The sequence below is a fragment of the Streptomyces sp. NPDC005728 genome (assembly GCF_040630895.1).
GTDB lineage: Bacteria > Actinomycetota > Actinomycetes > Streptomycetales > Streptomycetaceae > Streptomyces.
On sequence record NZ_JBEXYL010000063.1, the window covers coordinates 32,844 to 56,873 of the forward strand.

At 70.6% G+C, this 24,030-nt stretch carries 17 protein-coding genes; 5 read left to right on the top strand and 12 right to left on the bottom strand.

From position 1 onward, the window contains the following. Positions 1 to 36: 36 nt before the first annotated feature. The 3 genes from ABZ471_RS32645 to ABZ471_RS32655 form a co-directional block, all read right to left on the bottom strand. Positions 37 to 7,131, bottom strand: a complete 7,095-nt coding sequence (locus ABZ471_RS32645) for an RHS repeat-associated core domain-containing protein (protein ID WP_359071512.1) — start codon at positions 7,129 to 7,131, stop codon at positions 37 to 39. A 419-nt stretch (positions 7,132 to 7,550) separates the two neighbouring features. After that, positions 7,551 to 7,811: a hypothetical protein gene (locus tag ABZ471_RS32650; RefSeq protein WP_359071514.1), complete on the bottom strand. Its 261-nt coding sequence runs from the start codon at positions 7,809 to 7,811 to the stop codon at positions 7,551 to 7,553. Further along, a complete protein-coding gene (locus tag ABZ471_RS32655; protein WP_359071515.1) occupies positions 7,808 to 8,068 on the bottom strand; it encodes a hypothetical protein in 261 nt (86 codons plus the stop codon). The genes ABZ471_RS32650 and ABZ471_RS32655 overlap by 4 nt, the downstream gene beginning before the upstream one ends. A 167-nt stretch (positions 8,069 to 8,235) precedes the next feature. Between ABZ471_RS32655 and ABZ471_RS32660 the strand changes: the two genes are divergently transcribed. After that, entirely contained in the window at positions 8,236 to 8,499 is a 264-nt protein-coding gene (locus tag ABZ471_RS32660; RefSeq protein WP_359071517.1) for a GntR family transcriptional regulator, read from the top strand. Between the two features lie 12 nt (positions 8,500 to 8,511). Here the strand turns inward: ABZ471_RS32660 and ABZ471_RS32665 are convergent, their stop codons facing one another. Continuing rightward, positions 8,512 to 9,900 carry a PLP-dependent aminotransferase family protein gene (locus ABZ471_RS32665; RefSeq protein WP_359071518.1) on the bottom strand — a complete coding sequence of 463 codons (1,389 nt, stop codon included), beginning with the start codon at positions 9,898 to 9,900 and terminating at the stop codon, positions 8,512 to 8,514. 46 nt (positions 9,901 to 9,946) lie between these two features. Between ABZ471_RS32665 and ABZ471_RS32670 the strand changes: the two genes are divergently transcribed. Beyond that, positions 9,947 to 10,447 carry a carboxymuconolactone decarboxylase family protein gene (locus ABZ471_RS32670; RefSeq protein ID WP_359071519.1) on the top strand — a complete coding sequence of 167 codons (501 nt, stop codon included), beginning with the start codon at positions 9,947 to 9,949 and terminating at the stop codon, positions 10,445 to 10,447. Beyond that, positions 10,444 to 11,166: an isocitrate lyase/phosphoenolpyruvate mutase family protein gene (locus tag ABZ471_RS32675; RefSeq protein WP_359071520.1), complete on the top strand. Its 723-nt coding sequence runs from the start codon at positions 10,444 to 10,446 to the stop codon at positions 11,164 to 11,166. The genes ABZ471_RS32670 and ABZ471_RS32675 overlap by 4 nt, the downstream gene beginning before the upstream one ends. Positions 11,167 to 11,172: 6 nt before the next feature. Here the strand turns inward: ABZ471_RS32675 and ABZ471_RS32680 are convergent, their stop codons facing one another. The 5 genes from ABZ471_RS32680 to ABZ471_RS32700 are packed head-to-tail and all read right to left on the bottom strand — an operon-like array spanning position 11,173 to position 18,256. Beyond that, the gene (locus tag ABZ471_RS32680) at positions 11,173 to 12,132 is read right to left on the bottom strand and encodes an ABC transporter substrate-binding protein (RefSeq protein ID WP_359071522.1); all 960 of its coding nucleotides are present in this window, start codon (positions 12,130 to 12,132) and stop codon (positions 11,173 to 11,175) included. 1 nt (position 12,133) lies between these two features. Beyond that, entirely contained in the window at positions 12,134 to 14,080 is a 1,947-nt protein-coding gene (locus ABZ471_RS32685; protein ID WP_359071524.1) for an ABC transporter permease subunit, read from the bottom strand. Then, positions 14,080 to 15,147: a glycine betaine/L-proline ABC transporter ATP-binding protein gene (locus tag ABZ471_RS32690; protein WP_359071526.1), complete on the bottom strand. Its 1,068-nt coding sequence runs from the start codon at positions 15,145 to 15,147 to the stop codon at positions 14,080 to 14,082. Before ABZ471_RS32690 ends, ABZ471_RS32685 begins: the two co-directional genes overlap by 1 nt. Then, positions 15,147 to 16,676 carry a GMC oxidoreductase gene (locus ABZ471_RS32695; RefSeq protein WP_359071527.1) on the bottom strand — a complete coding sequence of 510 codons (1,530 nt, stop codon included), beginning with the start codon at positions 16,674 to 16,676 and terminating at the stop codon, positions 15,147 to 15,149. The genes ABZ471_RS32690 and ABZ471_RS32695 overlap by 1 nt, the downstream gene beginning before the upstream one ends. A gap of 59 nt (positions 16,677 to 16,735) precedes the next feature. Then, a complete protein-coding gene (locus ABZ471_RS32700) occupies positions 16,736 to 18,256 on the bottom strand; it encodes an aldehyde dehydrogenase family protein (RefSeq protein WP_359071528.1) in 1,521 nt (506 codons plus the stop codon). Positions 18,257 to 18,456: 200 nt separating this feature from the next. Between ABZ471_RS32700 and ABZ471_RS32705 the strand changes: the two genes are divergently transcribed. Next, the gene (locus ABZ471_RS32705; protein ID WP_359071530.1) at positions 18,457 to 19,224 is read left to right on the top strand and encodes a hypothetical protein; all 768 of its coding nucleotides are present in this window, start codon (positions 18,457 to 18,459) and stop codon (positions 19,222 to 19,224) included. Here ABZ471_RS32705 and ABZ471_RS32710 read toward each other — a convergent pair. Further along, positions 19,140 to 20,153, bottom strand: a complete 1,014-nt coding sequence (locus tag ABZ471_RS32710; RefSeq protein ID WP_359071531.1) for a LysR family transcriptional regulator — start codon at positions 20,151 to 20,153, stop codon at positions 19,140 to 19,142. The genes ABZ471_RS32705 and ABZ471_RS32710 overlap by 85 nt on opposite strands. A gap of 101 nt (positions 20,154 to 20,254) precedes the next feature. On the opposite strand from ABZ471_RS32710, the gene ABZ471_RS32715 reads away from it, so the two are divergent. After that, positions 20,255 to 21,658, top strand: coding sequence for an MFS transporter (locus ABZ471_RS32715; RefSeq protein WP_359071532.1), 1,404 nt, complete (start codon positions 20,255 to 20,257; stop codon positions 21,656 to 21,658). Between the two features lie 100 nt (positions 21,659 to 21,758). On the opposite strand, the gene ABZ471_RS32720 is transcribed toward ABZ471_RS32715, so the two are convergent. Beyond that, positions 21,759 to 22,748, bottom strand: coding sequence for a malate dehydrogenase (locus ABZ471_RS32720; RefSeq protein WP_359071534.1), 990 nt, complete (start codon positions 22,746 to 22,748; stop codon positions 21,759 to 21,761). 327 nt (positions 22,749 to 23,075) lie between these two features. Further along, positions 23,076 to 24,030: DUF2690 domain-containing protein (locus ABZ471_RS32725; protein ID WP_359071536.1), on the bottom strand; the 955-nt coding region annotated here is incomplete at its 5' end.

A 24,030-nucleotide genomic window follows, 5' to 3' on the forward strand; every position in this document is an offset into this window, starting at 1 on the left:
GCGCCTTTGCATCCCACGGCTCGATTACCAACATGCCTAGTACCGCCCGAAGTATTGGAACTGTCCATTTGCGTCGAAGGTTGCACCGATCCCGCGTCCACCAGCAGGGTCCGGCATGATATATCGCGTTCCGCCCGCGAAGTTGCCGGAATTAACAGCGGACGTAGCGGTTTGCGGATTGGTCAGAATGTCGTCCAACAAATCCTGTCCGGCAGTCTTCAACTCCTTGCCGGGAACCACAGGAAGATCGCCACGGTTCATATGTTTCTGATACTCACGCCCTGCATGAGTCGTCTTCCCCTTAGCTGGACGCATTCCACTTTGCGAAAGCGCATCCAGATCAGGGCAGCCTCCGGAGTTATGCACGAGCACGGGAGTCTCGCCCGCCAGCACATAGTACGTGTGGAGGTCGTCGACGGTGAGGTTGTACATGTCGCGATCGCCGGAGCGCGCGATGACGGCGGCGACGCGGACGTGGTGATCGCTCGCGGTGTTGAGGTTGTGGCCGGTGCGGAGTTCACCCGCGGGGACCCAGGCGTGGAGGGTGTCGTCCCAGAAGGGGTGTTTCGCGGTGGTGTGAAGGGTGGTGACACCTCCGTCGGGACGCTTAATCCGGAGGTCGACGAGGTCGTAGTCGTGGTTGATGTGCGTGGCGGTGACCTTGCGGAGACCCTTGTGCTTGCCGTCGGCGGGGTCAGCGGCTTCGACCTTGTCCCCGGTCTTGAGTTTGCCGATGGGTTTGGTCTTGCCGTGAGCCATGAGGACCGGGGTGGATGGGGTAAAGCTGCAGCCCCGTTCGAGGAGGGACCTCAACTTCATCCCGTCGGCGGCCTCGCCCGCGACGAATCCACGTCGCGTCGCCACCAGCATGACCAGGTCGAATACCACCTTCCCGGTACCCTGGGCGCTCCGGCCGTTTGCGTAGTCGCCGTATATCTCGGCTCCGCGCGAGACCAGCCCCTTACCCACACTCTGGCCCGTGATGGTACCGATCAGATTGGCGACCACATTTACGCAATCATCAGCGTGGAGGCCGATGCACTGCGTTTCTGTGTCGAATTGCTGCTTAGCAGCTGTGCCGATGGAGATTATCTCGTCGCCCACGCTGCGGGCGAGATCACCCAGCCAGCCGCCGAGTCCTCCGCTGCCGCCGCTGCTGCCGCTGCTGCCGCTGCTGCCGCTGCCGCTGCCGCCGCCTGATCCGGCTACCGTCCCGCCAGTTTTGGTCCGTCCGGGATTTGACCCGTTGCATGCGTTCCAGCCTCCGGTGCACTGGCCGCTGGTCTCGGGGTAGGCGACCTTGTCGTACGTGATGAGCCCGGTGGGGTCGGAGTAGTTGATTGGGTCGTTGCCGCTGTAGCTGTAGGCGGAGAGGTTCTGCGGGTCGTAGGGGGTGCTGAGTGGGTCGGGGCTGAGGAAGCGGCCGAGGTGGGGGTCGTAGGCGCGGGCGCCGAGCAGGGACAGGCCGGTGCTGGTGTCTTCTGTTTTGCCGAGGAAGCCGTGGTCGGTTCCGGTGGGGAGGGTGCCGCTGCGTTGGTCGCCGAAGGGGGTGTAGCGGCGGCGGGTTGCGGTGCCTGTGGTGGCGTCGACGGCGAGTTGGGTGGAGGCCTGGGTGTCGGCCATCAGGTAGGTGACTGTGCCGCCGGCCGTGGTGTTGTCCGTGGTGGTGCGCATCGCCACGGTGGAGGAACCGCTGGTGTAGTAGCGGGTGGCTGTGGCTGAGGTCCCGTCGGTGGTGCGCAGTTCCATGCCGCCGAGGTAGGCGACCGTTTCCTGCGGGGTGGCGCGGACGAGGAGGGTCCCGTTGGCGTCGTAGGTGTAGCGGGTGAGCTTGCTGCCGCTGGAGTCGGTGGTCTTGGCGGTGGCGAGCCGGCCGAGTTTGGTCCAGGTGTAGTCGGACGTCTTGGTGGGTTCGACGTGCTGGGTCATCTGGCCGTCGAAGTTGTAGCTGAAGCTCTCGGTGGCGGTGGTGGTGCCGTCCTGGAGGTGGTTGATCTTGCGGACGCCGTGGGGGTGGGCGGCGTTGGCGGTGGTCCAGGTGCCGCTGTCGTCGTAGCCGGGGTAGAGGTAGTCCCGGGTCGTCGCCTTGCCGTCGGAGCCCCGGCTGGTGACGGACTGGAGGTTGCCGAGGCGGTCGTAGGAGTACGAGCTCTCGTACGGATCGGGACCGGTGAAGTCGGATATGCCCGAGGGCAAGAGGCAGCTGCCGTCGCGCGTCCAGGCCTTGGTGAGCCGGGCCTGATCGTCAAACACGAAGCACTGGTTCTGCGTCGGCTGGTTTGCGGCGCTTTCGCGGATTGACGTGATCTGGCCGTCGGCGTTGTAGGTGTAGGTGTCCTTCTGGACTTCGGTGGTGAAGCCGGAGCTGGAGCCGAAGCCCACCATGCTGGCGCTCGTGGTGATGCTCTTGAGCCAGCGGGTGCCGTTGGCGTCGTCGTAGGTGTAGCTGCGCTCCGTGTTGACCGTGTCGGGGTTGACCGGAGGTTGGCCGTAGGTGCGGCCTGTGAGGCGGCCGTAGGAGTCATAGCCGGTCGACTGGATGTAGGTCTGCAGGCCGGACTGGAGGCTGCGGGGGTGCCCGTAGGCGGTGTAGCCGGTGGTGACGGTCTCTGCCGGTAGTCCGCCGGCGGCCGGATAGTCGATGGAGGTGACGTGGTCGGCGGCGTCGTAATGCAGGCCGGTGGTGTAGGAGCCGGCCAGGGCGCTGACCGCGGCGGGGATCGTCGTTGTGGTGCTCTGCGGGCGGCCCCGGCCGTCGAAGCTGTTGACCTTGGTGGTGTAGAGGTTGCCGTCGGCGTCACGGCTGGTGGAGGCGACGATCTGTCCGAGCCCGCCGGGGACTTGGTTGAGGCCGATTGATCCGTCCCAGGTCCAGGACGCGAGTTCGGTGCTGCCGTCGGAGACGGCGGTCTTGCGGCCGAGGTTGTCGTAGCTGTAGGTCAGCTGGATCTCGTGACCGAGGTCGAGGATGTTGCTGGTGGTCTTGCTGATCTGGCCGTTGGCGTCGTACTCGGTTCTGGAGAGGCCGGAGTCGGGGTCGTCGACGCTCGTGCGCTGTCCGGCCCAGTCGTAGCCGTACTTGGTGGTGTTGCCGCGCGAGTCGGTGATCTTCGCGAGCTGGCCCTTGGCGTTGTAGCCGTACGCGGTGGTGAAGGTGGAGGTGCCGTTGTGCTCGACGACCTTGGACGTGCGGCCGAACACGTCGGTGTACGTGTCGGTGGCACCGCTGTTCGAGGGCAGTGCGGTGGTGTAGTCGTCGTGGTACTCGGTGCGGGTCCCGCCGTACTGGGAGGTGGTGAAGCCGCTGCCGTCGCCGATGAGGATCTTGGACTGGGTGGTGCGGCCTGCCCAGTCCAGGGTCAGGTCGGTGTAGGAGGGCAGGTCTTCGACCTTCGGGCTGACCGGTCCACCGGAACCGGCTGTGCCCTGGCTGCGGAAGACCGCGGACGTGCCGGTGACGTTGCCCGCGTCGTCGTAGCGGGTCGCAGAGACCTGGCGCTCATCAGAGGGGAGCGGGATCTGTGTCTCGCGGGTGCGGCCCAGGGCGTCGGTGTAGGCGTAGGAGTGCAGGTAGGTGGTGCCGGACTGCAGGACGTGGGTGCCTACCCGGGGGAAGCCGTCCACGGAATCGGGGACCCCGCCAAGGGTGGAGGTGGGGACGCTGTAGCTGTACGTGACCGAGGGTGAGTCGCCGGTCTCGGTGGGCTTCCACACCTCGGTGACCCGTCCGGCCGCGTCCAGCGTGCTCCAGGTGACGTTGCCGTTGGCGTCCTGGCTCTTGTACACCAGGCCCCAGTAGCGGGACTTCCAGATCGTTGAAGACAGCCGAGGAGCCAGGCCGGCTAGCGGGCTGGTGGTGGTGATGCCGTCGGTGGGCCAGTTGGCTGCGGGATTGAAGGAGATGTTGGTGCGCTGGTGCTTGCCGTCCTCGTGCCAGATCACACGGCCGGCGTTGTCGTAGCCGTAGTAGGCGGCCCGGTATTTGTCCGACTGGGTGTGGGTGCGGATCTCGGTGGCGTTGCCGTCGTAGGGCTTGTTGCCGTCCACCGTGGTGGCGTTGTCGTAGAGGGTGACGGTGTAGCCGTCCTGGTTGGTGGAGGCGCGGTCGTCGCAGCCGGCCGCGTAGTGGAGGGTTTCGTCGATGAGCACGGTCCAGCGCTGGATGCTGCCGTCCATGTCGGTGTTGTAGGCGCGGCCGTATGTGGTGCAGCTGTTGTCGGAGACGCCGGTCTGGCCCCAGTCGTCGACGCGCAGCGGCAGGCCGTAGGTGGCGGAGGTGCCCACCGTGGCGTCGTATTCGTTCTGGACGATGTGCTCGCGCCAGCCGGTGGAGGTCTTGTCCATGGTGCGGGTCTGGGACTCGCGGACGAAGCGGGCGTCGGGCAGGCCCTCGTACTGGGCTGTGTCGTGGGTCCAGTAGCTGTGGAAGACCCGTTCGTGGGAACCTGCCGCGTCGTCGCGCGTCGAGGTCTCGATGGTCTTGCCGCGCAGCCAGGCGGAGTCGGGGTAGGAGGTGTTGTCGCCGTCGGTGACGGTGACCGTGCGGGTCTTGGTGGGGTCGGTTTTGGAGGTGCGGTCGCCGTCCAGGCCTCGATAGAGCCAGGAGAAGGTGGAGTGCTTACCGCTGCCGCTGCCGCCGGTGACCTCCACGCGCTGGTAGCCGCGCCAGTCCGACCAGGACTCGTCCTCGTCCGGCGTGAGGGGGTCGTTGGTGAAGCCCCAGCCGGCGCCTCCCTGGTAGTCGTAGCTGGTGGTCATCTCCGGCGCGCCGTCCTGGCTGGTGGTCACCGTGGGGTCGGTGGTGACCTTGGTGACCAGAAACTTCTTGAACCAGCCGGCCTTGGAGTCGGTGGCGCCCTCGGGGGTCCACTTCTGCCAGAAGCAGTCCTGGGTGTTGGAGGACTCGGTGGGCAGGTTGTCGGCGCTGCAGGGGTTGGGCTGGCCGTAGGTGACGGTGGTGGTGGCGCCCAGGTCTCCGTGGATCGTGCTGACGCGGCGGAAGTTCAGCTCGGTGGAGCCGACCTTGTTGTCGAGGTCGACGCCGTTGAAATTGATGACCGGCAGGACCAGGTCGGTGCCCGAGCCGTATGTCTTGCGCTGGACGTAGTCCAGCCACAGCGTCTTGCCGATCGACCCGTCCGGGTTGGGCAGGGCGTGCTTGGTCTGGTACTGCTGCACCAGGTCCCAGTCGTCAGCCGAGGTGCTGAGCACGTAGGTCTTGATGTCCCACAGCATGTCCTTGGAGAAGAACGTGGGGTAGTACGTCTTGCCCGCGCAGTAGTAGTCGCCCGAGGTACCGTCGCACATCAGGTCGACCGGCACGTCCGGGTACGACGAGGGGCTGGAGGAGATCGAGGGGCAGGCGCCCGGCTCGCTGCGCAGCGGGTCGGTGTCGGACATCCGCTCCACGCACCGGCCGACATGGGTGAGCACGACCTTGCCGGTCGGGAGGGAGCCGGGGACCTGGGAGGCCCAGCCGTACTGGATCTCGTTCAGGTAGCCGGCCGAGGTGTACTGGCGGGCCTTGTCGCCATTGGCGACCGACCGGTAGTAGTTGTACTCCTTGTCGTAGAAGTAGGCGGATTCGACCTCGTTGGCGTCCACGACCCGGTCCAGGTTCCACCGCCAGGCCTGCGTGCACGGCTCGGGGAACTGGTCATGGCACGGCTCGCCCGCGTTGTTGCCGACCACCGGCATGGTGAAGACCGACGCGGTCGCCGCCTGGGTGCGCTCCGAACGGCCCCAGCCGAAGTAGTAACGCTGCCCGTCCTGCGTGGAGATCACCCAGTACTCGTCGTCCGCACCATGCCCGCCCCACAGGTGCTGCACCCGCCAGCCCGGGTCGTCCTCAAGGTGGTAGGAGCCGGTGCCGTTGTTGTCCTGCACCAGCGTCGACGTCACCCCGTTGAGGCTGATGACGTAGACCGCGCCGTCCGGCTCCTTGGCCGTGTTCGGCGAGTCCCAGCACATGTCGCCGATCGTCTTGAGGCCGTCCTGGGTGCAGTTGCGGTAGCGGCGCTCGATGAAGCCTGCGCCGAGATCCCACCCCATGCCGGCCCAGGAGGCCTGGTTGTTCGTTGCCGACGTACGGCCGTCCACCGACTGCGAGTTGTACGACAGCGCAAGCCCTGGCGCTGTCCCCATCGCGGGGCTCGGCAACTGCACCGGCAGGTTGTAGGTGAAGGCCCCCGAGCCGGTCGCCACCTCCCACGATCCGCTGGCGGAGAGCGTCGAGGCCCGGAAGTCGCCCTGGTCCGAGGACGAGCCGCTGCTCAGCGCGTACACGCTTGCCCCGCCGCTCACCAGCTGCGTCGACAGGCCCTGCGTGTCCGGCGCCGCCTCCACCGTCGCCGTCAGCGTCCCCTGCGCCGTGTCATTCTCTGCCGGAACCACGTCGCGGGAGGCGCACTCCTCGGCCCCCGGGGTCTGCAACGCGCACGCGGGCATCTTCACCAGCACCAGGCGCGAGGCGAAGTCAGCACCGTAGGCGTACTTGAAGCCCGAGTAGTCGATCGACACCTGCACTTGCCCCGGCGCCGAAACGCCGTCGCTGCGGGTCACCTGCAGACCGAGGCCCACCCCGCTGACCGGGGCCACCTCCTGGCGGTCCAGCAGCCGCACATCCACCTGCTCCGGCGATACCGGCGAGGGCTCCGGGTCTGCACTGGGCGATGCGGTCGGTGACGGGTCCGCGCTCGCCGTCTCGGACGGCGACGCGGCAAGGGTCGGCTCGCCGGCCGACGACGGCGTGGCCTCCGGCTCTGGAGTGCTGCTCGGGCTGGGCTCGGCAGACGGAGACTCCCCCGCGGCCCGGACCCGGGCCAGCTGGGGCGCGGTATCCGGCTTCGGCTCCGCCAGGGGTGCGACCTCGACGACGTCTCCGACCTGCGTTCCGCCACTTGACCCGGACGCAGACGCGGACGGGGACGGCGTCACCGTGCCGGGATCGCCCGGAGCCGCCTGGGACAGGTCGACCGTCGCCTCAGCAGCAGCGGGCCACACCGGCTTCGGCAGCGGCTTGCCCACCTCTTCCTGCTGCTGCGCCGGCACCGTCCCCAGCGACTGCGACGGCACCAGCGGCGTCGTGTCGGCATCCGCAGCCGCCGCCGACGGCGACGTCACGAACGACACGCTCGACAACAGTCCTGTCAGCAGCGCGCCAGCGAGCCCGACAGAGACGGCACGCGCTCGGCGAGCACCCACCCCAAACCCCCACACCAAAGAGCCCGCCCTGCACGGCGGACAGAGAATCGAAGACCCATCGACCGGCATCAAGGCAGCCCGAAGCAGCACATGACTGTGCATGCGCTGGCCGAATTCGATCAGTGAACGGGGACGGTAGCTGCTGTGAGGAGGTTGTGAACAGGGGATTCCGGTTGGGGTTCCCGCACTTCCTGATGATCTCTGTCACACGCCCACAGAACGCGGGTCGGCAGGCAGCAGTTGCCTGCCGTTCGACCGCCGTGATGTGACAGCCGATCGGCAGGTGCCCAGGTCGAGCCCGGGCACCCACGGCATCATCGGATGCCTGACAGCGGGATGCCTCTACGTCACCCCTCGCTGTCCGACGCCATCATGCCGACGCATTCGTCGAGGGCCGCGTGCAACGGCGATACGAGGGCGGCGAGTTCGGCGTCCGATGCCTCGCCCGCCTCCAGTACGGCGCCGACGACTGCCACCAGGACGGCGGCGGTCTCCAGGGCATGCGCGTCAGCCAGCGATTCGAGGAGACCACCAGGGCGCGCGACCACGAACGCCTCCTTGCCGGTGGTGGGATCGACGCCGAGGCTGCGGAGCGGTGACGTGCTCATACGACGGCCTCCCACGGGGCGTAGTAGCGCCGTTCTTGTTCGTCACGCTCGCGTTCCCAGACGACGACGTAGGGCCGGACCAACGGCAGACCGTCGGCGGCGATCACGTCCGTCGGGTACGGCCTCGTCCGACGCACGGAGGTGAGTCGGAACGCGGGAACGGACGGACAGGTGATGAGGGGCGGCGGCATGTCGGCGCGGTGCGCTCCGCGGGGAGGCAGGAAGAGGCTCAGGATCGCGGCCACTAGGCTGCGCATAGGTCGACTCCTACTCAGTCGGCTCAGCCCCGGCACGGAAGCTCTCACCCTTCCCGCCGGGGCGTCTTTGTTCCCCCGCACCCTACTCAGATTACGGTAGTGATAGGTAGTGGTTGGTAGTAGTGCTAGGTAATGCGTAGTGGAGGGTGGCGCTCTACGGTCAAAACGTGGACAAGATCAGCCCCGACTCGCCGCAGTACGTGTATGAACAGTTGGCCGCGATCATCGAGCGGAAGATCCGTTCCGGCGAGTACCCGCCCGGCACCCGGCTGCCGGGCGAACTGACGATGACGCACGAATACAAAGTCGGTCCGGGTACCGTCCGCCGCGCTCTCGACATCCTTCGGGACAGGGGGCTGGTAGTAACCGTGCGTGCCCGGGGGTCGTTCGTGGTCGACCCCTTGCCTCCCTCCCCCACAGCCTCCGCTTAGCCGAAGCTGCCCTCACGGCAACACCCGGCACAACGCCTCCAACGCCCCCGCCCAAGCACTGTCCGGCGGCGTCCCGTACCCCACCACCAGCGCGTCCAGCGGCTCGGCGACCGCCTCCGGATGCCGGTGGAAGGCAAGGCCGTGCAGGGCCAGCCCCTGCCAGGTGGCGGCCTGGATCACCGACTGCTCGGTGCCGGGCGGCAGCCGCAGCACGGCGTGCAGACCGGCCGCGATCCCGGTGACCGTGACCTCGGGTGCGCGGTCGGCGACGGCGGCGGCGAGAGCGTCACGGCGGCGCCGGTAGCGCAGGCGGGAGGAGCGGACGTGACGGTCGTACGCGCCGGACACCAGGAACTCGGCCAGGGTGAGCTGGTCCAGTACGCCGCAGGTGTCGATGTGGCCCTTGGCGGCGATCGCCTCCTCCAGCAGGGACGGGGGCAGCACCATCCAGCCCAGGCGCAGGCCGGGGGCGAGGGACTTGCTGGCGGTGCCGAGGTAGACGACCCGGTCGGGGTCGAGTCCCTGGAGGGCGCCGACGGGCTGGCGGTCGTAGCGGAACTCGCCGTCGTAGTCGTCCTCCAGGACCAGTCCGCCGGTCCGCCGCGCCCACTCCACGACGGCGGTCCGCCGGTCGGGGTGCAGGGGGGTACCCATCGGGAACTGGTGGGCGGGGGTGAGGAGGACGGCACCCTCGTCGCTCAACGGGCCTGGGTCGGTGCCGAGTCGGTCGTACGGCAGCGCGGGGGTCGCGAGGCCCGCGTTCCTCAGTAGCCCCCAGTGGACGTCGAGCCCGTACGACTCCACCGCAACCGCCCTCACCCCGCGCGCCCGCAGCAGGGTCCCGAGGATGCGCAGGGCGTGCGAGAAGCCCGCGGTGATCACGATCGTGTCGGGGTCGGTGCGGACGCCGCGGGCGCGGGCCAGGTAGCCGGCGAGGGCGGTGCGCAGTTCGGGGCGGCCGTGCGGATCGCCGTAGCCGAGGGCGTCGAAGGGGGCCGTGGCCAGGGCACGGCGGGCGGCCTTGAGCCACTCGGTGCGCGGGAAGGAGGCGAGGTCGGGGGTGCCGGGGATGAGGCTGTAGGCGGGCGGGCCGGGTTCGCGGCGTCGGGGTGCGGCGCCGGAGGAGGGGACCACCGCACGCTCCGCGACCCGGGTGCCGGAGCCCTGGCGGGCCGTGAGCCAGCCCTCGGCGACCAGGTCGGCGTAGGCCTCGGCGACGGTGTTGCGGGCGATGCCCAGGTCGGCGGCGAGGCTGCGGGAGGAGGGCAGCCGGGTGCCGGGGGTAAGGCGGCCGGTGCGGACCGCGTCCCGCAGCGCGTCGGTCAGACCGCGGCGCAGCCCACTGGAGCCGGCCGGTTCCAGGTGCAGGTCGACGCCCAGAGTGGCCCATGAATTCGCCATGGAAATGGACCATACTCCTGGGCTTCCTCGCTCCTAGGGTCGAAGCATGACCACTGCACAGGAAACCGTCGAGTACGCCGCAGAACACGCCCCGCGGATGGAGTGGGCCAAGCACGCGCCCGAGGTCTACAAGGCGATGGTCCGCCTGGACTCGGCCGCCAAGCAGGGCCTGGACCCCACGCTGTACGAGCTGGTGAAGATCCGCGCCTCGCAGCTCAACCACTGCGCGTTCTGCCTCGACATGCACACCAAGGACGCGCTCGCGGCCGGCGAGAGCGTGGAGCGGATCGTGCAGCTCGGCGCGTGGGAGGAGTCGCGGCACTTCTACACGGAGAAGGAGCTGGCGGCGATCGAGCTGACCGAGGCGGTCACCGTCCTGACCGACGGCTTCGTGCCGGACGAGGTGTACGAGCGGGCCGCCCGGCACTTCGAGGAGGCCGAGCTGGCCCAGCTGATCGCCGCGATCACGGTGATCAACGCGTGGAACCGGTTCGGCGTGACCACCCGGATGACCCCGGGGCACTACCGGCCGGGGCAGCACCGGTGAGCAAGGCGGAGGTGTTCCGCGCGCTGCATCTCAAGCGCCCTCACGGTGACCCGCTCGTCCTCCCCGGCCCCTGGGACGCGGCGAGCGCCCGGGTGTGCGTGGAGGCCGGGTTCCCCGCGCTGGCCACGCCCAGCGCGGGCGTCGCCGCCTCCCTCGGGTACGCGGACGGGGCGACCCCGGCCGACGAGATGTTCGCGGCGGTGGCCCGGATCGTGCGGGCGGTGGACGTGCCGGTGTCGGCGGATGTCGAGGGCGGGTACGGGCTCGCTCCGAAGGAGCTGGTGGAACGGCTGCTGGAGGCGGGTGCCGTGGGGTGCAACCTTGAGGACTCCGACGGGGGTGTCCTCAAGGACCCGCACGCGCACGCCGAGTTCCTCGCCGAGGTCCGTTCGGCCGCCGCCGACCGGCTGTTCGTCAACGCCCGCATCGACGTGTTCCTGCACGGCGACGGTGATCCCGAACGGGCCATCGAGCGGGCCGCGCTGTACGTGGCGGCGGGCGCCGACTGCGTGTATCCGATCCTCGCGCCGGCGGACGTACTGCCCCTGCTGCGGTCCGGGATCCAGGGCCCGATCAACATGGTGGCCCGGCTGGACGGCGAGGGCCCCTCGCCCGCCGCACTCGGCGAACTCGGGGCCACCCGCGTCACGTTCGGGCCGGGGCTCCAGCGGCGGGCCGCTGCCGCGCTGCGGGAGATCGCCGACAGCCTTTCCGCCTGAGGGTGTTCAGGACAGCCACTGCCTCCACACGGAGTGGTGGCCGTCCACCCACTTCTTCGCCGCCTGCTCGGGCGAGAGCTTCTGGTCGGCGATCATCAGGGAGACCTCGTTCTGGTCCTCGGTCGTCCACTTGAACTTCTTCAGGAAGGCCGAGGCCTTGCCGCCGGACTGCGCGAAGTCGGCGTTGAGGTACTTCTGCAGCGGGGTGTGCGGGTAGGCGCAGGCGACCTCGGCCGCGTCCGCGTCGCAGCCCTCCTTGTACGGCGGCAGTTTCACCTCCGTCATGGGGACCTTCTTGAACAGCCACTGCGGCGCGTACCAGTACGTCAGGAACGGCTTCTTGTCCTTGGCGAACTGCTTCATCTGGGTGATCTGGGCCGCCTCGGAACCGGCGAAGACGACCTGGTAGTCCAGCTTCAGGTTGTTCACCAGGGCCTTGTCGTTGGTGACGTAGGACGGGGAGCCGTCCATCAGCTGGCCCTTGCCGCCGCTCTCCGCGGTGCGGAAGAGCGGGGCGTACTTGTTCAGGTTCTTCCAGTCGGTGATGTCCGGGTGCTGCTTGACCAGGTACGTCGGGACGAACCAGCCGATGTGCCCGGTCACCCCGAGGTCGCCGGCACGGGCGATCGTCTTCTTGTCGGTGACGTACCGCTTCTCCTGGTCGGGGTGGCCCCAGTCCTCCAGGATCGCGTCGACCCGGCCCTGGCTGAGCGCGTCCCACGCGGGCACCTCGTCCACCTGGACGGTGTCGACGCGGTAGCCCAGCTCGTGTTCGAGCAGGTACTGGGCGACGGCCACGTTGGACTGGGCGCCCACCCAGGACTGCACGGACAGGGTGACCGTCTTCGAACCCTGGGCGTTCGCGAACGGCGAGGCCTGCTTGGTCATGTCGGCTGCACCGCAGCCGGTCAGCAGCGCCAGCGCGGACACACCGGCGGCCACCGTGAAGGTCGTACGCATCCGCATGTCAGGCTCCCTTCCTCGCGCGGCGCTCCGTCGGCTGCGTCACCCGGTCGAGCATCAGCCCCAGGCAGACGATGGCGGCGCCGGCAACCAGGCCGGTCGCCAGGTCGCCCTGGGCGAGGCCGAAGGCGACGTCGTAGCCGAGGGCACCGCCGCCGACCAGGCCGCCGATGATGACGACGGCGAGGACGAGGACCACGCCCTGGTTGAGGGCGAGCAGCAACGACCGCCGGGCGAGCGGGAGCTGGATCTGCCACAGCTGCTGGCGGCCGGTCGCGCCGAGCGAGCGCGCCGACTCCAGCGCGGCCGGGTCGACCTGGCGCAGGCCCTGCGCGGTGATCCGGACGACGGCCGGGAGGGCGTAGACGACCGCGGCTGCGACGGCGGGTGCGCGGCCGACGCCGAACAGGGCGACGACCGGGATCAGGTACACGAACTGCGGCATGGTCTGGAAGACGTCCAGGACCGGGCGCAGGGCCCGTTCGACGCGGTCGCTGCGGGCGGCGGCGATGCCGGTCGCGAAGCCGAGGACGAGGGTGACGGCGACGGCGGCGAGCACCTGCGAGAGCGTGTCGAGGGACGGATCCCACACCCCGAGCACACCGATCGCCGCCATGGCGAGGACGGCGGTCAGGGCGGTGCGCCAGGTGCCGATCAGCCAGGCCAGGGCGGCGACGAGGAGCAGCACCGACCACCAGGGCAGCCCCTGGAGGCCGCCGCGTACGGGGTCCAGGACCCAGGTGGTGAAGTGGCCCGCCCAGTCGGCGGTGCCGCCGACGACCGGGACGCCGGAGTAGAGATGGGCGGTCATCCAGTCGACGGCGCGGTTGACCGGTTCGGCGATGTGCAGGGTCCAGCCGGAGGGCCAGTCGAGGCGGCCGAGGAGGCGGGCGGCCAGGGCGACGGTCACGGTGACCGCGAGGGCGTAGGGCCAGCCGATGGTCCGGGGGCGCTCGCTCGCGTGGGTGCCGTCCCCGGCCGCTCCGGTGACGCGGTCCAGGACGACGGCCAGCAGCACGATCGGGATACCGGCCGCGAGGGCCGCGCCCACGTCGACGGAGGCGAGGGCCTGGTAGACGCGGTCGCCGAGGCCGCCGGCGCCGATGACGGAGGCGATGACGGCCATGGACAGCGCCATCATGATCGTCTGGTTGAGGCCGAGCAGGAGTTCCTTGCGGGCCAGCGGGATGCGGGCGGTCAGCAGCCGCTGACGGGCGGTGGAGCCCAGCGACTCCACGGCCTCCAGGACTTCGGGGTCGGCGCCGCGCAGGCCGAGCGCGGTGAGGCGGGCCATCGGCGGGGCGGCGTAGACGACGGTGGCGAGGACGGCCGCGGGGACGCCGATGCCGAAGACCAGGACGACGGGGAGGAGGTACGCGAACGCCGGGAGCACCTGCATCGTGTCCAGGACCGGGCGCAGGGCGCGGTCCAGGCGGTCGGAGAGGCCGGCGGCGAGGCCGAGCACGATGCCTACGGCCACGGAGGCGAGGACGGCGACCACCATGAGCGCGAGGGTCTGCATGGTGGGCACCCACATGCCGAGTGCTCCGCAGGCCAGGAAGGCGACGGCGGTGCCGGCGGCCAGGCGGACGCCGCCGAGGCGCCAGGCCACGAGTGCGCCGAACGCCGTGACGCCCGCCCAGCCCGCGGCGAGCAGGGTGAGGTAGACGGCGCGTACGGAGAGGACGACGGCGTTGCTGACGTAGCCGAAGCCGTACAGGAACAGGGGGTGGCTGTCGCGGTTGTCGATGACCCAGTCGCTGGCGGTGGCGAGCGGCTTGGAGAGGTCGACGGTCAGCGTGTGCGGCCAGGCGCCACTGCCCCAGCGGCTGTCGAGCAGCGGGACGAGGACCGCGGCGGCGAGCGCGAGCAGGAGGAGCTTGGCCGCGGCACGGTTCTTCAGGAAGCCGGGGAGGGCCGTACGGGAGGTGGGAACGGTGAGCGTGGCCATCAGACGGCCCCCGTACCGGTGGCCAGGGCGGCGTTCGTGCCGGCCACCACGCCCAGCAGCTGCTCGTGGCCGACCACTCCCACGCACTTCCCGCCGTCCATCACGCGGGCCGGAGCACCCGCGCGGGCCACCGCCTCGATCGCCTCCGCGACCGGGGCGTCCGGGCGGACGGCCGGGCCGGTGGTCGTCTCCTGCGGGATCGCGGGGCGCATGGCCGTGCGGCAGGTGATGACCTGCTCGCGCGGGACGTCACGGACGAACTCGCGGACGTAGTCGTCGGCCGGGGAGGCGACGATCTCCTCCGGGGTGCCGAGCTGGACCACGCTGCCGTCGCGCATCAGGGCGATGCGGTCGCCGAGTTTCAGCGCCTCACTGAGGTCGTGGGTGATGAAGACCATCGTGCGGCCCTCCTCGCGGTGCAGGCGGGCCACCTCGTCCTGCATGTCGCGCCGGATCAGCGGGTCGAGGGCGCTGAACGGCTCGTCGAAGAGGAGGACCTCGGGGTCGACGGCGAGCGCGCGGGCGAGTCCGACGCGCTGGCGCTGGCCGCCGGAGAGCTGGCCGGGCCGGCGCTTCTCCATGCCCTCCAGACCGACCTTGGTGACGAACTCGGCGGCCCGCTCGCGCCGTTCGGACCTGCCGACGCCCTGGATCTCCAGGCCGTAGGCCACGTTGTCCAGGACCGTGCGGTGCGGGAGCAGGCCGAAGTGCTGGAAGACCATGGCGGCGCGGTGCCGGCGCAGTTCGCGCAGGCGGGCCCTGTCCATGGCGCGGACGTCCTCGCCGTCGATGGCGATCGTGCCGGCGGTCGGCTCGATCAGCCGGGTCAGGCAGCGGACGAGGGTGGACTTGCCGGAGCCGGACAGGCCCATGACCACGAAGACCTCGCCCTTGCGGACGTCGAAGGAGACGTCCCGGACGGCGGCCGTGCAGCCGGTGCGGGAGCGCAGTTCGGCGGGCGCGAGGCCGGCCAGCTCGGGGTCCGCGGGGATGCGGTCGGCCTTCGGGCCGAAGACCTTCCACAGGCCGTCGACGGAGAACACGGGCGTCTGGGGTGCCGTACTCATCACGCACCACCTCCCATCAGGTCCACGGCTTTCTCCCCGACCATCAGCACCCCGATCATCGGGTTGACGGCGGGCATGGTCGGGAAGACGGAGGCGTCAGCGATGCGGATGCCGTCGAGGCCCCGGATCCTCAGATCGGGGTCCACCACGGCGAGTTCGTCGTCGGCGGCGCCCATCCGGCAGGTGCCGGCCGGGTGGTACACGGTGTGGGCGACCTTGCGGGCGTACTCGCTCAGCTCCTCGTCGCCCGTGATGCCGGGGCCGGGGGCCACCTCGCGCTTGAGCCAGCCCGCAAGCGGCTCGGCCCGGGCGATCTCGCGGGCGATGCGGATGCCGTCGACCAGGGTCCGGGCGTCGTAGTCGTCCTCGTCGGTGAAGTACCGGAAGTCGAGGGCGGGCTTCACGGACGGGTCGGCGCTCGTCAGGTACAGACGGCCACGGCTCTTCGGCTTGGGGATGTTCGGAGTCATGGAGACGCCGAACTCCGGCCGCTCGTAGCCGAGGCGCTCGGGGTTGTCCGTGAACGGGATCTGGTAGAAGTGGAACATCAGGTCCGGGCCCGCGTGTTCGGGGTCGCGGCGCACGAACAGGCCCGCGTCGGAGTCCATCGCGGAGTTCTCGGGGATCGGCCCGTGGGTCTCCCAGACGATCACCGACTCGGGGTGGTCGAGCAGGTTCTCGCCGACGCCCGGCAGGTCGTGCACGGCGGGGATGCCGAGCGCCTCCAGGTCCTCGCGGGGGCCGATGCCCGAGTGCAGCAGCAGACGGGGCGTGTCGACGGCGCCCGCGCACAGGACGACCTCGTTGCGGGCCCGTATCAGCAGGTCCTCGCCGTCCTTGGTGCGCACGTGCACGCCCTCGGCGCGGGTGCCGTTCAGCTCCAGCCGGTGCGCCCAGGTCTCCAGGAAGAGGTGGAGGTTGGGTCGCTCGTCCATCACCGGGTGGAGGTAGGCCACCGAGGCGGAGGAGCGCTTGTTGTTCTCGGGGTGGTAGGCGAGGTCGAAGAAGCCGACGCCCTCGGTGAACGGCTTGCGGTTGAAGCCCTCGACGCGGGGGACGCCGAGCGCCGACTGCGCGGCGTCCACGAAGTCGCGGGCGATGGCGTTCCGGTCCTTCTCGTCCACGGAGACGATGTTGTTGAGGAGGCGGGCGAAGTAGGCCTCCATCGGGACGGCACCCCAGCCCTTGGCGCCGGCCGCCTCCCACTCGTCCCAGTCGGACGGGAGCGGCTTGAAGGAGATGAGGGTGTTGTGGGAGGAGCAGCCGCCGAGGACGCGGGCGCGGCTGTGCCGGATGTGGGAGTTGCCGCGGGGCTGTTCGGTCGTCGGGTAGTCGTAGTCGAGGTCGCCGCCGAGCAGGCCCATCCAGCGGCGCAGGGTCAGGACGTCGTCGCGGCCGACGTCGCTCGGGCCGCCCTCGATGACGGCGACAGTGACGTCCGGGTTCTCGGTCAGTCGGGAGGCGATGACGGAGCCCGCGGTGCCGCCGCCGATGACGACGTAGTCGTACAGCTGGGGGGTGTCGGACATGGTGGTGCTTACTCCGGAAGCTCGAAGGGGACTCGAAGGGGACTCGAAGGGGAGGGGCGTCAGCCGGCGAACCAGCGCACCGGCTTCGGCGCGAGGTTCTGGTACACGTGCTTGGTCTCGCGGTATTCGGCGAGCCCGGCCGGGCCCAGCTCTCGGCCGGTGCCGCTCCTGCCGAAGCCGCCCCACTCCGCCTGCGGCAGGTAAGGGTGGAAGTCGTTGATCCAGACGGTGCCGTGGCGCAGCCGCCCGGCGACCCGTCGGGCCCGGCCCGCGTCGGCGGTCCAGACGGCGCCGGCGAGCCCGTACTCGGTGTCGTTGGCGAGGAACACCGCCTCCTCCTCCGTGCGGAACGTCTCGACGGTGAGGACCGGGCCGAACACCTCCTCGCGTACGACCTTCATCTCGCGGTGGCAGTGGTCGAGGACGGTCGGCTCGTAGAAGTAGCCGGACTCGGGCCGCTCCGGCGCGGGCGAGGGCCGCTTGCCGCCGCTGCGCAGCACCGCGCCCTCGGACAGCGCGGAGGCGACGTACGTCTCGACCTTGGCGCGCTGCTGCTCGGAGACGAGCGGGCCGCACTCGACGCCGTCCTCGGTGCCACGGCCGAGCCTGATCTTCTGGGCGCGGCGGGCGAGTTCGGTGACGAAGCGGTCCCGGACGGACTCCTCGACGATGAGGCGGGCGCCGGCCGAGCAGACCTGTCCGCTGTGGATGAAGGCCGCGTTGAGGGCCTGGTCGACGGCGGTGTCGAAGCCCTCCTCGGTGGCGCAGGCGTCGGCGAAGACCACGTTGGGGTTCTTGCCGCCGAGTTCGAGGGCGACCTTCTTGACGGTCGGGGCGGCCGCCTGGGCGACCTTGGTGCCGCTGGCCAGGCCGCCGGTGAAGGAGACCAGGTCGACGCCGGGGTGTTCGGCGAGGCGGGCGCCGACGGTGTGGCCGGGGCCGGTGACCAGGTTGGCGACGCCGGCGGGCAGGCCGGCCTCGGCCAGCAGCTCGATCAGCGCGATGGTCGTCAGCGGGGTGATCTCGCTGGGCTTGAGCACGAAGGTGTTGCCGGCGGCGAGGGCCGGGGCGATCTTCCAACTGGCCTGGAGCAGCGGGTAGTTCCAGGGCGTGATCAGCGCGCAGACGCCGACCGGCTCGTGGACGACGACGCTGTGGATGTCGGGGGAGCCCGCGTCGACCACCCGGCCGGGCGCCTCGGCGGCGACCAGGTCGGCGAAGTAGCGGAAGGCGTCGGCGACGCAGTCGATGTCGACGCGGCCCTCCTCGGCGGTCTTGCCCGCGTCCCGGCTCTCCAGCAGACCGAGTCCCTCGCGGTCGCGCAGGAGGAGGTCGGCGACGCGGCGCAGCAGGGCGGCGCGCTCGGCGACGGGGATGCCGGGCCAGGGGCCCTGGTCGAAGGCCTGCCGTGCGGCGGCCACCGCGCGCTCCGCGTCCTTCTCGTCGCCCTCCGCGACCACGGCGAACGGCCGGGCGTCCGCGGGGTCGAGGATCTCGCGCGTCGCGCCGGAGATCGCTTCCAGCCACTCGCCCCCCGCATGGATGGTCGCCTGGGCCGGTCGTTCCGTTCTGTCCGCCATGATCGGTATTGCCTTCCGTTCCTGTTCAGTGCCCGTGTGTCACAGTCGTGTCACAGTCAGGGACCGTGACCGCCTGCCCCGCCCCTTCCATCGCATGCGCAATCGGTGGCCGAAAGTGCGCCGCGTCACTGAAAATGCGGCCTAAAAGGGACAAAAGTAGTCTGGAGAGGGGTGCTTGGGGTGATCACGGAGGTACCGCGATGGCCGTACGACCTGCGATGGCCGGACTACCACTGATCAGTGCGGCGGCAGGCGTGACCCTGTTCCTCTCCCCCGCCCCGGCGACGGCGGCCACGGCGGACGACAGCGGCGATCCGAGCGCCGGCGCACTCGCCCGGGAGGCGCAGGACCACTTGGTGCACACGCAGTCGCTCCACATGGCGTGGACGGACCGGGCCGCGGCCGCGAAGAAGGGGGAAGCGGAGTCGATGGACCTGTCCCTGGACCGGGACGGCAACTGCGTCGGCACCGTGTGGATGGGTGCGGACGGCGGCCGCGTCCAGATCGTCAAACAGGGGGACGAGGTGTGGATGAAGGCCGACACCGCGTACTGGAAGGCCGAACTTCCGGGCAGCGAGGGCACCGCGGCCGCCGAGCTCTTCAAGAACCGGTACATCCACGGCACCACGCACGACAAGGACCTCAAGGACTGGAAGGACGTGTGCGACCTGACCGCCCTCCAGAAGGACCTGACCGACGCGTCCGTCGAGGAGCCGCTGACGAAAGGCGCCGAGACCACCGTCGACGGCATCCCGGTGATCCCGCTGTACGGCAAGGAGGACGGTGAGCCGTTCACCGTGTACGTCACGACGGACTCGCCGCACCTGCTGGTCGAGGGCACCCAGAAGGGCGACGACACCGACCTGACGGTGAAGCTCTCGGACTACGGCGAGCCCGTGCCGTCCGCCACCCCCTCCGCGGACGAGTCGGTGGACGTGTCCAAGCTGGAGGATCTGGAAAGCACCTGAGCAGGTCGTGGACGGGGCCTCGGCGCGCACTCCTCCACCAGTTCCCGAACGCACCCGCGCAGCCACGCGTGTGCGGGGTCGGCGTCGTGGCGCGGATGCCAGGCCAGCCCGAGCCGCAGCGGCGGCAGGGGCACCGGCACGGGGAACGTCGCGAGGCCGAGTGCCGACACCAACGGCTCGGCCATGCTGCCGATCATCCCCACCAGATCGGTGTCGCGGATGACGAAGAGGGAGGCGGGGAAGGTCCCCACGCTGCCCACCACCCGTCGCTTCAGGCCTAGTTCGGCGAGCGCGCCGTCCACGGGACCGTACAGCCTCCCCCGCCGCGAGACGGTGATGTGACCGGCCGCCGTGGCGAAGCGCCCGGGTGTCATCTCCCCCTCCAGCAGGGGGTGCCCGGCACGGACGACACCGACCATCCGGTCCTCGGCGAGCGCCTCCACGTGCACCTCGGGCGCGACCGTGTCGATCACCCCCACTTCCAGGTCGGCGGTCCCCTCCCGCAGGAACGGCGCGTCCACGTGGCTCTCGGTCAGGAAGCGGATGCGGATGCCGGGCGCTTCCCGGGCTGCGCGTGCGAAGAGGGCCGGGCCGTGGGACGCGGCGACCGTGTCGTGACCGAGGATCGTGAAGGTGCGTTCCACCGTCCCGAGGTCGGCGTCCCGACCGGGCTGGAACAGTGCGCGGGCCCGCTCCACGACCGCGCTCACCTCGGCCCGTACGGCGACTGCGTGCGGCGTCGGCACCATCCGGCGCCCGGCCCGGACGAGGACCGGATCGCCGAGCGCCTTGCGGATCCGGCCGAGGGTGCGGCTCATCGCCGGTTCGGACAGATGCAGCCGGCGGGCGGCACCCTGGACGCTCTGCTCCTCCAGCAGAACGTCCAGCGCGACGAGCAGGTTCAGGTCCAGCCCCGTGGATTGCGTCATGTGCAATCGTCCCTTGCAAAGGTTGCACTGGAGTGCAGGTCACGGGCGAGCCTACGGTGAGAGGGCATCCCACACCACCCGCCTAGCTCCCGGGAGGAGCCGTGCCCGCGCACGCCCTGAAACGCCCCACCCTGCTCGCGCTGTGTGCCTGCGTCATGGTCGCCCAGAGCATGGTCGCCGCCATCAACCTCCTGATCCCGCAGCTGACTTCGTCCGCCCTGCACCCCTCGCACACCGAGATCCTGTGGACGGTCGACGCCTACGTCATCGCCTTCGCCGCACTTCTCATACCGGCCGGCGCGCTCGGCGACCGGTACGGACGCAAGGGCGCCCTGCTCACCGGGCTCGCCCTGTTCGCCGCCGGGGCCGCGACCAGCGCGTTCGCCCCCGACCCCGCGGTACTCATCGCGGGACGAGGACTGTCCGGCGCCGGGGCCGCCCTCATCACCCCCGCCACGATGTCGATCATGATTCACCTGTCCGCCCCGGAACACCGCGCCCGGACCATGGCCGCCTGGACCCTGTCCATCGGCCTGGGCGGCGCGGTGGGCAACCTGGGCGGCGGCCTGGTCGGCCAGTACCTGACCTGGCGGGCCCTGTTCGCGGCGATGATCCCGCTGGCCCTGCTCCTCGGCCTCGCGGTGGCCGTCACCACCCCGCGCACCGACCGCTCCGAGCCCAGCAACCTCGACCCGCTCGGCACCCTCCTGCTCACGGCGGGCCTGGTCGCGGTCCTCTTCGGCATCATCGAGGGACCGGCGTACGGCTGGAGCTCGGCGCGCATCCTGGGCTCGTTCGCGGCGGGCGGTCTGCTGGTCGCGCTCTTCACCGTCCACGCCCTGCGCTCGCCGCGGCCCCTCTTCGACCCGCGCGTCTTCGCCTCGGCCCGGCTGCGCGCCGCGTCCCTCGGCACGGCCACCGGCTTCTTCGGCCTGTTCGCCCTCTTCTTCGTCAACTCGCAGTACCTGCAGGAGGTGAAGGGCTTCGGAGCCGCCCTCACGGGCATCGCGATCATGCCGCTGCCCGTGGGCATGGCCCTCTCCCAGAGGCTGGCCACCCGTTGGGCGGGACACCCCCGCGCGGTCATCGGCACCGGACTCGCCCTGATCGGCCTGGGCCTGCTCGGCGTGTCCGCCTCCGGCGCGGGCACGTCCTACTGGGCGTACGCCTGCTGGCTGCTGGTCATCTCGGCCGGTACCGGGCTGTCCATGCCCGCCCTGACCCTCGGCGTGGTCAGCTCGCTCCCGCCCCACCAGGCGGGCCTCGGCTCCGGCCTCGGTACCACCGCCCGCGAGACCGGCGCGGCCCTGGGCGTGGCGGTCACCGGAACCGTCCTGTCCGCCCACACCGGCCTCACCCACGGCATGGGTCCGGCCCTGCGCACGGTCGCCGTGGTGGTACTGGCGGCGACGGCCCTGGTGATCACGGGCTACGGCAGCCGGACCACCACCCGCACGGCCACGGCAGCCCGCAAGGACCGGGAACCCGCACTGCCCCGTTCCTGACCGGCGTTGACGGTCGTGGGGAAAACGGGCGCGGGCCCCGCTCCGGACGAAACCGGAACAGGGCCCGCGCAGGCTCGCGGCGAAACCGCCTGAGGCAACCTCAGATGAGGCCCAGGGAGCGGACCGCCTCGCGCTCCTCCGCCAGCTCCTTGACGGAGGCGTCGATGCGGGCGCGGGAGAACTCGTTGATGTCCAGGCCCTGGACGATCTCGTACTTGCCGTCCTTGGTGGTGACCGGGAACGAGGAGATCAGGCCCTCCGGGACGCCGTAGGAGCCGTCCGACGGGATGCCCATGGAGGCCCAGTCGCCCTCGGCGGTGCCGTTGACCCAGGTGTACACGTGGTCGATGGCGGCGTTGGCGGCGGAGGCGGCGGAGGACGCGCCACGGGCCTCGATGATCGCGGCACCGCGCTTGGCGACGGTCGGGATGAAGTCCTCGGCCAGCCACTTCTCGTCGTTCACGACCTCGGCGGCGTTCTTGCCGGCGACCGTGGCGTGGAAGATGTCGGGGTACTGGGTGGCGGAGTGGTTGCCCCAGATGGTCAGGCGCTTGATGTCGGCGACCGTCGAGCCCGTCTTCTTCGCGAGCTGGGTCAGCGCGCGGTTGTGGTCGAGGCGGGTCATCGCGGTGAAGCGCTCGGCCGGGACGTCCGGGGCGGCGGCCTGCGCGATGAGCGCGTTGGTGTTGGCCGGGTTGCCGACGACGAGGACCTTGATGTCGTCTGCGGCGTGGTCGTTGATGGCCTTGCCCTGCGGCTTGAAGATGCCACCGTTGGCCTCGAGCAGGTCGCCGCGCTCCATGCCCTTGGTGCGCGGGCGGGCGCCCACGAGGAGGGCTACGTTGGCGCCGTCGAAGGCGACGTTCGGGTCGTCCGAGATGTCGATGCCCTGCAGGAGCGGGAACGCGCAGTCGTCCAGTTCCATGGCCGTGCCCTCGGCGGCCTTCAGCGCGGGCGTGATCTCCAGGAGGCGCAGCTTGACCGGCACGTCCGCGCCGAGCAGCTGGCCGGAGGCGATGCGGAAGAGGAGGGCGTAACCGATCTGGCCGGCCGCGCCGGTGACGGTGACGTTCACGGGAGTGCGGGTCATGGCGTTCTCCGTATGACAGCTGGCGGTGGGGCGTCACTGCCCCGGCGGATGATCGATCTCTTGGCGTCAAGAGAATCCAGCGGTCAGGCTATCGCGCATCCGGCATGCGAGACGTCCGGGGCCCTGTGGCTCACCCCACAAGTCGGACCGGGGGTCGAGGAGACGGCGGCCGCCTGTCCGGGAGAGGGAGACGAAGGCGGCCGCCGATGGGGGGTACCGGCTTACCGGACTCCCGTGGGGGTACCGTTCGCGTGCCCAGGATCCGGCGGCCCATGCGTCCCTCCCCGGAATTCCACCCGAATTGGTTCGCCGCTGTCCCCGGATCCCCTACTTCGTGCACCCCTTCTGCCCGCCGGCGAGGGTCGCGCAGGCCTTGGCCTCGGCCGCGTCCTTCACGGCGATCATCGGCGTGTAGGCGATGGTGTCCCCGGCGGCGGTGATGTCACCCGTCTGACGCACCTTGCCGACGGAGACCTGGACCTGGTCCCCCTGCGCGGCGCCGGTGATCCGTCCCCAGGCCGTGCCGCAGGTCCTGCTGTAGCGGACCTCCAGGGTGGCGGTGCCGACGGTGGCGGTCTTGGCGGTGGTGACCAGGTCGCCGCTGCAGCCCATGGCCTCCGCGTCCTTGCCGGTGCAGGCGGAGCCGCTGCACTTGACCCCGGCGGGCAGGCCGGCGTCGGTGCTGAGGGTCGGGGAAGGCGGCTCGGCGGCGCCCTCGTTCTTGCCGCCGCCCCGGTGGGTGATGAAGAAGGCGGCTGCCGCGACGACGAGTACTCCGACGAGGCCCGCGAGGAACATCGTGGTCCGCCGCCTGCCCCCGGGCCGCTTGCCGGAGGTGCCGCCGGCGGGCCGGGGCGCCTGCGGGTGCCCGTCGTACGGGTCCGGCGCGCCCGGGGTCCGGCCCGGACCCTCCGGCGGGGGCGACGGCCGCGCACCGGCACCGGTCCGGGCGCTCGCCTGCGATGGGCCCTGATAGCCCGCCAGCCCCCAGGAGTTGGCCCCGGAGGCCGCAGCGCGGTCCGTGCCGTCACGCACGTCGGCGTCGGACGCCGTCGGCTGGGGCGGGATCGTCGGCGCGACGCCCGCCGGGCCGGCGACGCCCGGGGTCGCGGCGGGGCCGGCGCCCCTGCGGGCCGTCCTGGTGCCGCTCGCCCCCTCGGCCTCGGCCGCCCCGAACTCCCCCAGCTCGGCCCGCGCCTGGGAGATGCGGATCGCCTCCATCGTCCGGTCGTGCCGCATCTCGGCCCGGCTCCAGGCGCGTTCGGCCAGCTCCCACATCGTG